The sequence below is a fragment of the Tumidithrix elongata BACA0141 genome, assembly GCF_036349135.1.
Classification (GTDB): domain Bacteria; phylum Cyanobacteriota; class Cyanobacteriia; order Pseudanabaenales; family Pseudanabaenaceae; genus Tumidithrix; species Tumidithrix elongata.
The window spans coordinates 1-11,289 of sequence record NZ_JAZBJZ010000146.1; the positions used below are offsets into that span (position 1 = coordinate 1).

The window sequence follows — 11,289 nt, forward strand, 5'->3', positions numbered from 1 at the left end:
GGAAGAGGAAAACCCTGTCCACAACTTGTTTTTATTTCCCAACAACTCTAATATAAATCTCATAGAAGGCTTAAATTTATGATATCTCAAAGCCTTTCTGGGAAAATTCTTCGCTGAATATATGGAGTGATTTATCCTTCAAAAGATATAGGTTCTCATACATTCGCATATACATCATTTCAAACATCCCCCTGCTACAGTCAAATTATTCAGATCGCAGACACTTACGCTACAGCTACTCTTAATCGGCTGCACGAAAAGTTAGCAGCAGGAGATTAATCATGAGAATTGCCCAAGTTGCCCCTTTATGGGAACAGGTTCCTCCACCCGCCTATGGAGGCACTGAACTGGTAGTGAGTCTACTCACAGAAGAATTGGTGCGTCGGGGCCATGATGTCACGCTATTCGCTTCAGGAGATTCTACAACTCACGCCAAATTAGAATCCGTTCATCCCAAAGCTCTAAGGCTAGATACTAGCGTCAAAGACTATGGTATCTATGACATGCTCAACATGAGCCGAGTCTATGAAAAAGCCGATGAATTCGATATCATTCATTCCCACGTCGGTTGTGTAGCCATGCCCTACTCCAACCTAGTTAAAACGCCTACAGTCCATACCCTGCATGGTGTTTTTACCTCTGATAATGAGAAAATGTTTTCCCACGTTCGCAATCATCCGTTTATCAGTATTTCTAACTCTCAAAGAGATCGAAGACTGGGCTTAAATTATGTAGCCACTGTCTATAACGGCATCAATCCAGATACCTATGAGTTTCATCCTCAGCCAGATAGTTCACCCTATCTTGCTTTTTTAGGTCGCATGTCTCCTGAAAAAGGAGCGCATTTAGCCGTAGAAATTGCCAAGAAGACTGGATGGCATCTCAAGATGGCAGGGAAAGTAGATGCTGTCGATTTAGCTTATTTCGAGCAGGAAATTAAGCCCCATATTGATGGAACCCAAATTGAATTTCTAGGTGAAGCAAATCATCAGCAAAAGAGCACTCTCATGGGTGGAGCTGTGGCAACGCTCTTCCCAATTACATGGCAAGAACCCTTTGGATTGGTAATGATCGAATCAATGGTAACTGGAACTCCCGTGATTGCCATGAGTTTAGGCTCGGCTCCAGAAGTTATCGCCCAGGGTCGCACTGGATTTCTCTGCCAAAATGTAGAGGAATGCATTGACGCGATCGCGTTAACAGCCCAATTAGATCGGCGTGCCTGTCGCGACCATGTCTTAATCAATTTCACTGCTAAGCGCATGGCAGATGGATACGAATCTGTCTATCAAAAGATCTTGGCAGAAAAATATTTGCAGAACGGTCATGCTAGGGCTTTAGTACTGAGATAGTTCTCTTTACACCCAGCCTCTCTCCTTTAGGGGAGAGAGGAGAAAACTCGAAGAAGGGCTTCGGCTCCACACCCCTCAATTTATATGAATTGCAAAGACACCCATGTAAGTCCTAGAGGGGATAAGAAGGAATATGAGCTAAAACTTGAAAAAGATAGGAGACAAATATTATGCAGAGCTTGAATAGACAGGCGATCGCCCTGATTTCAGATCATGCGGATCCTGCGGCAGCAGTTGGTGGAGAGGAGGCAGGTGGACAGAATGTCTATGTGCGTCATGTGGGCGAGAACCTCGCGACTCTGGGCTGGCAAGTGGATATGTTTACGCGCAAAGTGCATTCAGATGATGCGGATATCGTTCAACATTCACCCCATTGTCGGACAATCAGGCTCAGGGCAGGAGCAGAATCCTATATTCCCAGAGATAAGTTATTTGACCATATGCCTGAGTTTGTACAATCGTTCCAAGCATTTCAAAGGACTCATGGTTTAAACTATCCCTTAATTCACACAAACTATTGGCTTTCTGCTTGGGTGGGTTTAGAACTCCAGAAAACCAGTGCTATTCAACTGTTACATACTTACCATTCTCTAGGAGCGGTGAAGTATCAATCGGTTCAAAATCGCCCTCAAAGTGCCGATACCCGTCTCAAAGTTGAGCGCGAAATTTTAGAAAAAGCGAATTGTGTGATTGCTACCAGCCCTCAAGAAGAAAATACTTTGCGATCGCAGGTTTCAACCCATGGAAAAATTGAAATGATTCCCTGTGGTACTGACACGAGTAACTTTCGCTTGATGTCTAAACTGGATGCCCGCAGGCAACTGCAACTAAATCTTCACGAACAAATTGTTTTATATGTGGGTAGATTCGATCCGCGCAAAGGTATTGAAACCCTCGTGCGCGCCTGTGCTTTATTGAAGGAAAAGGGTGTAAACAATCTTAAATTAATGATTGTGGGCGGCAGTTCGCCCCACATGCCCGATGGCGAAGAGAGGAACAGGATTGAAAAAATTGTATGCGAGCTGGGACTGAAATCAGAGGTTATGTTTGCAGGTCAGATTGGGCATGATGTTTTACCTCTTTATTACACCGCCGCCGATGTCTGCGTGATTCCCAGTCATTACGAACCGTTTGGTCTAGTTGCGATCGAGGCAATGGCATGTGGCACGCCAGTGGTTGCCTCGGATGTGGGTGGTTTAAAATTCACAATTATTCCTGAAGAAACTGGGTTGTTGGTTCCTCCCCAAGATATAAACGCTTTTGCCCATGGCATCCATCGCATCCTGTTTGATGAATTATGGGCAAGGAAGATGCGGAAGCAAGCATCGGCAAATGTGATTCAGCGATTCACTTGGGGAGGTGTGGCGATTCAACTCAGCGAGCTCTATCGTCATGTACTGGCTCAATCCATTATGCACGAACAACCGAGAAATCTCAGAAAGCCTGATTTGAAGAACGTTCTAAACTCTTCATTCTCTAAAAAGTCTTTCCTGAGCGTATCTAAATAAGACGAATTAGTAAAACTGAATAATCATGACAAACATAATTGAAATTGATGGGAGATGTTTTGCCCCCGTCAGTGAAATGCCGATCGCTCCTTGGTCTTGTGTAATTGGCGAACGACCTGTTTCCACGCTTACGCTAAAAGATAATGAGCTATTTCTCGTTACCGATACACTGGGCAACATTTCTGATATGGAATGTCGCTCCGAAGGTATCGAGAGTAGTATGGGGTTATTTTGTCGCGATACCAGATTTCTGAGTAGATTGGAACTGCAAATTGACGGGCGATCGCCTATTTCATTTAGTAGCACCGCGCGTAAAGGCTTTGCCATGTCAGTATTGTGCTCTAATCACCAAATTGGTGAGCTTGAGCATGGGATTAAGACTGAAACGATTGGAATCCACCGCGAAATTGTGATTAAAGGTGGTTTGTTTGAAGAAATGCAAGTTGTCAACTACAACACGAAACCAATTAGTTTTTCTCTCAGTCTTAGCTTAGATGCAGATTTTTTAGATTTGTTTGAAGTCAGAGGTGTTAAGAGGACAAAAAGAGGAAATTTACTCAGATACATTCCAAATCTAGAAAAGGATACTAAAGAGAAAGAAATCATACTTGCCTATCAGGGATTAGATGGCGTCTTGATGGAGTCTCGAATTCAGTTTAGTTCGCTTCAGCCCCATAGAATTGAAGGATATACGGCAATTTGGCAACTGGAACTCGGTATTCACGAGTCAGTAACGTTAGGATATCGCATTCATCTGTTTACGAATAATCGCCCCACCTCTATGGTGAGCGTACCTATTACCTTCTCTCAGGCAAAAGCAGAAGAGTTACTAGAAGAAAAAACTTGGACGGATCAAATCACCAAAATTCAGACAGATGATGCTGCTCTCAATCAGGTGATCGATCGCGCGGTACAGGATATTTATTTATTAAGACAAACCTTTGAAGGCAATAAATTTCTCTCCGCAGGTGTCCCTTGGTTCTCAACTTTATTTGGAAGAGATTCAATTATTGCTGCTTCCCAAACCTTAATTTTAGACCCAACGATCGCCCGTGAAACCCTATCAATCCTTGCCCAATATCAAGGCAAAATCGAAGACGACTGGCGGGACGAGGAACCAGGGAAAATCCTACATGAGATTCGCTTAGGAGAGATGGCACGTTGCCACGAAGTTCCCCACACGCCTTACTATGGTACGGTTGACGCGACGCCATTATGGTTGATGCTCTATGCCGAGTATTTTGCTTGGACAGCAGATGTAGAGCTACTTGATAAGCTTTGGTTCCATGCGATCGCGGCAATGGAATGGATCGATCGCAGTTGCAAAGAGACGGGTTATCTTACCTACAATCGCCGTTCTAAAAAGGGATTGGTCAATCAAGGCTGGAAAGATTCGGAAAATTGCATTGTCAATCGTCATGGAGAACTCGCGCAAGGGGCGATCGCTCTTTCGGAAGTTCAGGGTTATGTCTATGCAGCCAAAGTACGCATGAGCGAATTGGCAGACAGAAAGAACATGCCCGACCTAGCCGACCTGTGGCGATCGCAAGCGAAAGACCTAAAAACTCGATTTAATCAAGACTTTTGGCTGGCAGATCAAGATTACTGCGCCCTCGCCCTAGATGGTAATGGTAAGCCTGTCGATAGCATCACTTCTAATCCCGGACAATGCCTAAATCTGGGCATTTTCGATCTAGAAAAAGCTTTAAGTGTAGCAACTCGTCTCAAAGCACCCGATATGCACAACGGTTGGGGAATTCGCACGCTCAGTAGTCTTTCCCCAGCCTATAATCCCTTGGGTTATCACATTGGTACGGTTTGGCCTCATGATAATAGTCTGATTGCTTTAGGTCTGCGATCGCTCAATCTGGTCGATCAGTCCTTAGATTTGGCACAAGGACTGATCAATATGACTTTAGCGCAACCCTATCAACGCCCTCCCGAACTATTTTGTGGCTACGAACATGATGGATTTAGTTCGCCCGTGCAGTATCCTGTAGCTTGCTCGCCCCAAGCTTGGGCAACTGGAACGATCTTCCAGTTAATCTCTATGATGACCAATCTTGTGCCCAGTGCCCCTACCAATCAGCTTCATATCCTCGACCCTGCCTTACCAAAGTCGATCGAGCATCTCTCGATTCAAAATCTACGCATTGGGAAGACATTGGTAGATCTAGAGTTTGAACGCTCTGGGGTGCGCACAAGTGATACGACAACCTGTCGAGTCAGTAAAAAACGCGGCAATCTCCGCGTCATCATTGAGGCTTAGAAAGAGATGTGCTTACAGTCGTTTTTGAGCAAAATCACATTTGCCAAAGGGTTTGGGTCATAGGGCATAGGGCTTGGGTCGCAAGGCTTAGCCCCATATTGGGTTTTAGATTTCTATATGGGATATTTGGCAGCTAATTTGCTGTAGGAAAAAGTGCGCTCAGTCAGTGCTGACTAAATCTGCGAGAACTTGGGCAGGGTGGACTTCAGCTTTAACATTGCGATAGATTTTTTCAATCTTGCCATCAGCATCAATGACAAATGTATTGCGGAACATGCCCATATATTCCTTGCCCATAAACTTCTTTTTGCCATAGCTCTCATATTCCGTAGCAACCTTCGCATCGACATCACACAGCAATGGGAATGGAAGCTGAAACTTTGCCGTGAATTTGGCATGGGACTTGGCATCATCTGCACTCACACCCAAAATTACAACTTTCTGCGATCGGAACTCCGCATAGTTGTCGCGAAAAGCACAGGCTTCTTTCGTGCAACCAGGTGTATTGTCGCGGGGATAAAAATAAAGCACCACTCTCTGTCCGCGTAGATCTGATAGGGTTACTAGATTTCCGTCAGTATCGAGCAGACTAAACTCAGGAGCGCGATCGCCAATCGAAAGTGTCATAGGATTCTAGAAGTTCGTGTAACGGGATACTTGAAAATTTGCGTTGAAATCACCTTGTAAGCGTAACATCCCTTTGCAGGGCTAGCTGAAAAGATTCCAACTGCGAAGTGTTTTGAGGGAACCAAAAACTATTGCTTTCAACATGCATCGGTGGAATCACGTCATAGACAGGTTCTGACAGGAAATATGTAGCGTCAAGACGAACGCCCCAGATCTCGCGCCCCTTAGCATCTGCTTCCACTTGATGGGAATAGTAACTTTCCTTGTACCCATGCTCTTCCCAGTCAGCCGTAAAACTCGTGGCGTTATACTGAAAAACCTCTGTAACTGTTGCTAACCCTTGCAAAGCATAGGCAGGGAAACTCTGCTCGCTAAATCCAAACTCCCCCATAATCCGTTGGCACAGGTGTGCTACCTCTGGCTCATCTGGAAATCCTAGGGAATGAATCAAGATTCGTCCTTGATAGTCGCGCACGATCGCTGGCGGATCGAACAGTACGATCGTGGTGTAAATTCTGGCGAGATAACAAACCGCTTCTTCAGGACAGAGAGAAACTGCCAAGGTATTGGCTGCACTATTTTGCATGGCGATCTCGGGATTGCTAGAGGGAATATCTAAACAAGGGAAGGCAGTCACCCTATGCTAACAGGAGTGCCCCGCGATCGCCCTTACCCCAATCGGTAAAATCAACCACTTTTTTTACCAATTCCCAATAACGTGTTTAGGGGGCGATCGCAAACTCTGAGGAGAAATCTTGCTGTTTGACAAATTGGTATGGCCCCATAATCGCACCCCAAATGGCTTCTCCCGTCTCAGGTTTAACCCCTCGATCGTAACTCCAGAAACTCGATGCAGTCACCTCAAAGCCCAAGATCACCTGCTTAATTTCGCCCATGTAAGTAAAGCAACATTTGGTGTCTGGGATTAAATCTGCTTTGTATTTTTCAGGATCTTGTACAGAATTCGCCGATCCAGAATGGATAACCTGTAAGCGGCAACCCGATAGCGGTTCTAAATCTGCAAAGGTTAGCTGCGCTAACCGCCGAGCATCTGCCCCTGCACATTGCCAAGCACTCGGATCGCGCAAAGCATAGTAATTTACCCAAATCTTGCCATTTTCCTCTTGAAACTGCAAAATCCGCTGGCGATAGGGGCGATCGAGATTCAGCACATTTGCTTGTTCGGCAAATAGAGCCAGCCCCTTGAATACGGTAAAGGGAATGGGTCGCTGCCACCATCGCAGGTTGACATACCAAATGGGCTCAGCGATCGCTTGGGCTTGATTGCTAAATTCTCCCGCCATCCATGTTGTCAGAGTTAGAAGTTCAGCCGAAATCGTCATAGGGAAATTGGGATAAAGTCAGCAGGAATTTCTAGCGTAGTGGATGAATTGCCCCACAGCTAACTTTTCTTGGTAAGATCGAGCCTGCTAGATTTTGATTTACTCGCAATGACAACAAAAGCCGACATCGATATCGCTCTGACACAACTACAAGGCAAGTCTCCCCAAGAAGTACTGACTTGGACACTAGAGCAACTCCATCCTCACGTAGCACTTGCCTCTAGTTTCGGAGCAGAGGATGTGGTGCTGATTGATATGATGGCAAAAATTCGTCCTGATGCCTGTGTATTTACCCTAGATACAGGTCGTTTGCCCTACGAAACCTATGATGTGCTGGCAGCGATTCGGCAAAAATATCCGCAACTGCAAATCCAGGTAATGTTTCCCCAAACCGATACCGTGCAGCAAATGGTGCAAGACAAGGGCATCAATTTATTTTATGACAGTGTCGAAAATCGTAAGCAATGCTGCTATATTCGCAAAGTCGAGCCGCTTAACCGTGCCTTGGCTGGCTTAAAGTCTTGGATTACGGGGCTCAGACGCGATCAAACGACTAACCGCGCTGATATGCGGGTGATTGAGCTAGATGCAGAGCGCAGTATTTCTAAGATTAATCCTCTAATTGATTGGACAAACGACCAAGTTTGGGAATACATTCATCAGAACGGTGTACCCTATAACGCCTTGCACGATAAAAATTACCCCAGTATTGGTTGTGCCCCCTGCACGAGAGCGATCGCTCCGGGCGAAGACCTCAGAGCTGGTCGCTGGTGGTGGGAACAAAGCAACCAAGAATGTGGCTTGCATGTCAACGAACAGGGTGAATTAGTCCGCTCTAAAGCCTGATCCTTTCGTTCTATCGAACCTTGCGAAATGTTTAAGCGAAATGTCTAAACCCAGCTTTTTGCCTAATTCCGAGCTGCCTTGGCACTATTGGGATCGCGATCAGGTACTAGCGCAGGTACAGTCCTCGGCTGAGGGACTTTCGTATGTGGCGGCAAGGCAACGACTGCGCCAGTATGGGGCAAATAAGCTCCCGCAAAAGCCGCGATCGCTGAAAACGCTATGGCAGCCCCTGATTAATCCCTTTACCTACATCTTGCTGGCAACCGCCGCATTTTTTGGGTTTGGGCTGCGCTTGGTTGCCGAAGGCATTGCGATCGCCGTCATTGGTACGATCCATGGGGCAATCGGTCTTGCCCTCACGTTCTGGTCGCTCAAAACGAGAGAAGTCGCTACCCTTGGTAGAACCCAGCGCCGTCAGAGCCTTCCTGCTGCCTCTGTACTCGTGCAAAGAGATGGTGAAGCCTTAGACATCCCTGCCCGCGATCTCGTGATTGGCGATCTGTTGATCCTACAGACAGGCGATCGCCCGTCCGTTGATATTCGACTGATCGAGGCTTCTGAAGATTTACAGACCAACCAAACCAGTCTGGGTGGAGAAGCGATCGCGCCCAAACAGGCAACGGAGTCCTTAGCCCTCGATACGGCGGTCTTAGAACGCACCAATGTGATCTATGCGGGTACGGAAATTACCGCAGGCAAAGGGAAGGGCATTGCGATCGCCACGGGGCATACTGCCTACTGGCAGTCGCATTTGGTCGTTCGCGAGCAGCCCTTTTCGGCATTACATACGCAGTTGAGAACCCTGCGGCGGGTATGGGTTGCGATCGTGGGGCTGGTGGCGATCGCGATCGCGTTGCTCAATTGGCAGCGTGGGGCAGATGTAGCAACCACTGCGGTAGTAGCGGTACTCTTGAGTACCTATCCACAAAATTTGCTACGGTTAGCCACCCAAGTCCAACTGATTGGCATGGGGACATTGGCGAAAAAACGATTGTGGGTGCGATTTCCCTCAGCGATCGATGCGCTGTCTCGGCTAAATACGATCGCCTTAATTTTGGAATCAGACATTACCCTCGCGATCGATAATCTCAGTCAGGCAGGGATTCGCTGGTGTGGCTTAATTCGTGCCTCAGAATCCGACGCCCAAGCCTTAGGAACTGTTTTGGGGATTGAGGTATTTAGCTATTTTGATGCCCCACAGGAACGATTGCGGACTTGGCAAGGCGATCGCAAAGGGGATCTCAAGGCAGTCGCAGTGGTCGGCAAGGATATTGAGGATATTGCCCTCTTGCGGCAAGCGGATGTGGGGATCTGCGATCGCACCTGCAAACGCGAGATTCAAGATAGTTCGGGTTTAATTTTGCCAAGGGAAGATTTTCGGTATATTCCCGTCGCCATTCTCGAAGGTCGCGCCGTATTCGATCGCCTCCAGCGTTTTGTTTTGCTCCTCGCTGCCTCTGCTTTTACCCTTGTCCTTCTGGCGCTTGGGGATGCCGTTGTAGGATTTGGGATTTCGCCCTTGCAAATGCTTTGGGTGGGCGCGATCGCTACACCTTTGGTAGCGATTCCCTTACTGATTGAGACAACTGCTGTGGAGTTGATCCAGCAACCTGCCTATCGGTTTCAGACCATGTTGCGACGGGGCAATTATCTACGCCTGTTGTTAGCGGTCTTGACAATGACGGTGGCAGTAAATCTCGTATTTTGGCTGAAATACCAAGGCGACCCTGCTTTACTCGTACAGGCGCGCACGATGGCATTTGTCACTTTGGTGTTTAGTCAAGCCCTCCATGCCTGTGCGATCGCGCGGCATAGCCTATTTCAAAATATTCCTCTAGCGATCGCCGTTATTCTGATCGCAACTTTGCAGGTCATCTTCGTGCAGGTCGTGGTCATGGGCGAGTTTATGGGAACCGTGCCCCTCAGCTTGATTGAATGGGCGATCGCCTCCCTTGCTGCAACGGCCGTATTTTGGCTACAGGAACTGGTTAAGGGACATTAGAGTAAGGCTAATCCTCATAACCTAAATTATTTGACCAATCCATGAAATCCTGAGGGTGTTGTCACCGCTTTCACAACTTGCCCCACACTCACTTTTTACTTCTGAGATATCGTGATTTTACCAGTTATGTTGCTATGCCACAGGCTCAACGAGAGAATAGTGGGGTAAAACAATCTCATGCAGAGTATGAAGCGACTTAGTTTGGTATTGCTTTTAGGAAGCATGGGTATGCTCTTTGCTGGATGTAGTACAAGCCCAACTGTTGCAGTAACTGCTCAAATATCACCTTTGGTTGCAACGACTCAAGCGAAAGCGACTACAACAACTCAGAGTACAGAGGTTGCGACTGACAGTCAAAAGCTTGCGCTGAAAGTGGGAGATATCAGTGAACTGAAGGATGATAAAACCTGTGATGATGTTGGTGAAACCCTTGTCTATGCAGAGACAAAAAGCTACTTAGCTTATATTTGTGGGAATAAGCGCGATGTTAGACAACCAGAACTCTTTAGGGTTAAAGCAAGAGAATCAAAGAAGGTTCAACTTGAAGGCAAGGCGCTTATAAGTTGGAATAAAGACTCTTTTGTCGGCATTGTAAGAGACCATACTTTTAAGCTAAATATTCCTTCAAATACTTTTTTAATTGATAACTCTGCCGATCCCAAACTTACATTAAGTATCCGAAGTCAGCTTCTTGAGCCAATTTTTTCATCTGAAAAAATCATACGTTTTCTAAAGAACGATCAATTTATGGCTAAAAAAGACGAGGTTATTCCCAAAGAACTCAGTCAAAGAATATTGCAAGATTTAAATGAGAAAGGCAAGCAGTTATCCGATCGGTGTAGGAAATTCGATCCAAAAGGATTCGAAGCAGACAAATATTCAAAGATATTTCCGATAAATCCTCAGGAATATCTAGTTGCACAGTACTATAGCTCGAACACAAAAAATCCTGAATATATTTACTGGCTAGCTACTCTGAAGGAAGATACAGTTGAAGCTACTCCATTGCTATTGCCTCTGCCTCCACTTGAAGCATTCCAAAGGATTATTCCAGAATATCAAGTGAATGGTCGTCCTAATTACGATTCCGATCTAGGTGTTCTTAGCATATATGTCAGGGTTAGGACTTCTGGAGAGCTTACTAAATACCAAATTAACGGCAGCCAAGCAAAGGTTATAGAATTTAGATGGATTGGAGATTGTAAAGATAGTAGATGTCTCGATCCCGTTTTCTTCTTTCAACTTATTAATGACTCGAACTACCGAAGGATTTGAAGCTAAAATCATAACTAAAGGGCATCTCTAAAAATACAAACAAGAGTAGGAAGGGATTTGAGGAAAA

At 46.0% G+C, this 11,289-nt stretch carries 9 protein-coding genes; 6 read left to right on the forward strand and 3 right to left on the reverse strand.

The genetic code is table 11. From position 1 onward, the window contains the following. Positions 1 to 281: 281 nt before the first annotated feature. The 3 genes from V2H45_RS22950 to V2H45_RS22960 all read left to right on the forward strand — a co-directional run bounded on the left by V2H45_RS22950 (position 282) and on the right by V2H45_RS22960 (position 5,129). Positions 282 to 1,352: a glycosyltransferase family 4 protein gene (locus V2H45_RS22950; protein ID WP_330486018.1), complete on the forward strand. Its 1,071-nt coding sequence runs from the start codon at positions 282 to 284 to the stop codon at positions 1,350 to 1,352. Positions 1,353 to 1,522: 170 nt separating this feature from the next. After that, positions 1,523 to 2,860 carry a glycosyltransferase gene (locus V2H45_RS22955; RefSeq protein ID WP_330486019.1) on the forward strand — a complete coding sequence of 446 codons (1,338 nt, stop codon included), beginning with the start codon at positions 1,523 to 1,525 and terminating at the stop codon, positions 2,858 to 2,860. Positions 2,861 to 2,885: 25 nt separating this feature from the next. Continuing rightward, a complete protein-coding gene (locus V2H45_RS22960; protein WP_330486020.1) occupies positions 2,886 to 5,129 on the forward strand; it encodes an amylo-alpha-1,6-glucosidase in 2,244 nt (747 codons plus the stop codon). A gap of 159 nt (positions 5,130 to 5,288) precedes the next feature. Here the strand turns inward: V2H45_RS22960 and bcp are convergent, their stop codons facing one another. The 3 genes from bcp to V2H45_RS22975 form a co-directional block, all read right to left on the reverse strand. Next, the gene (bcp, locus tag V2H45_RS22965; protein ID WP_330486021.1) at positions 5,289 to 5,756 is read right to left on the reverse strand and encodes a thioredoxin-dependent thiol peroxidase; all 468 of its coding nucleotides are present in this window, start codon (positions 5,754 to 5,756) and stop codon (positions 5,289 to 5,291) included. Between the two features lie 49 nt (positions 5,757 to 5,805). Further along, the gene (locus V2H45_RS22970; protein ID WP_330486022.1) at positions 5,806 to 6,393 is read right to left on the reverse strand and encodes a hypothetical protein; all 588 of its coding nucleotides are present in this window, start codon (positions 6,391 to 6,393) and stop codon (positions 5,806 to 5,808) included. An 85-nt stretch (positions 6,394 to 6,478) separates the two neighbouring features. After that, positions 6,479 to 7,099, reverse strand: coding sequence for a chromophore lyase CpcT/CpeT (locus tag V2H45_RS22975; protein WP_330486023.1), 621 nt, complete (start codon positions 7,097 to 7,099; stop codon positions 6,479 to 6,481). A gap of 108 nt (positions 7,100 to 7,207) precedes the next feature. Between V2H45_RS22975 and V2H45_RS22980 the strand changes: the two genes are divergently transcribed. The 3 genes from V2H45_RS22980 to V2H45_RS22990 all read left to right on the forward strand — a co-directional run bounded on the left by V2H45_RS22980 (position 7,208) and on the right by V2H45_RS22990 (position 11,222). Next, the gene (locus tag V2H45_RS22980; RefSeq protein WP_330486024.1) at positions 7,208 to 7,945 is read left to right on the forward strand and encodes a phosphoadenylyl-sulfate reductase; all 738 of its coding nucleotides are present in this window, start codon (positions 7,208 to 7,210) and stop codon (positions 7,943 to 7,945) included. A gap of 40 nt (positions 7,946 to 7,985) precedes the next feature. Further along, positions 7,986 to 9,947, forward strand: coding sequence for a cation transporting ATPase C-terminal domain-containing protein (locus V2H45_RS22985; protein ID WP_330486025.1), 1,962 nt, complete (start codon positions 7,986 to 7,988; stop codon positions 9,945 to 9,947). 186 nt (positions 9,948 to 10,133) lie between these two features. After that, positions 10,134 to 11,222: a hypothetical protein gene (locus V2H45_RS22990; RefSeq protein ID WP_330486026.1), complete on the forward strand. Its 1,089-nt coding sequence runs from the start codon at positions 10,134 to 10,136 to the stop codon at positions 11,220 to 11,222. The last annotated feature ends 67 nt before the right edge of the window (positions 11,223 to 11,289 follow it).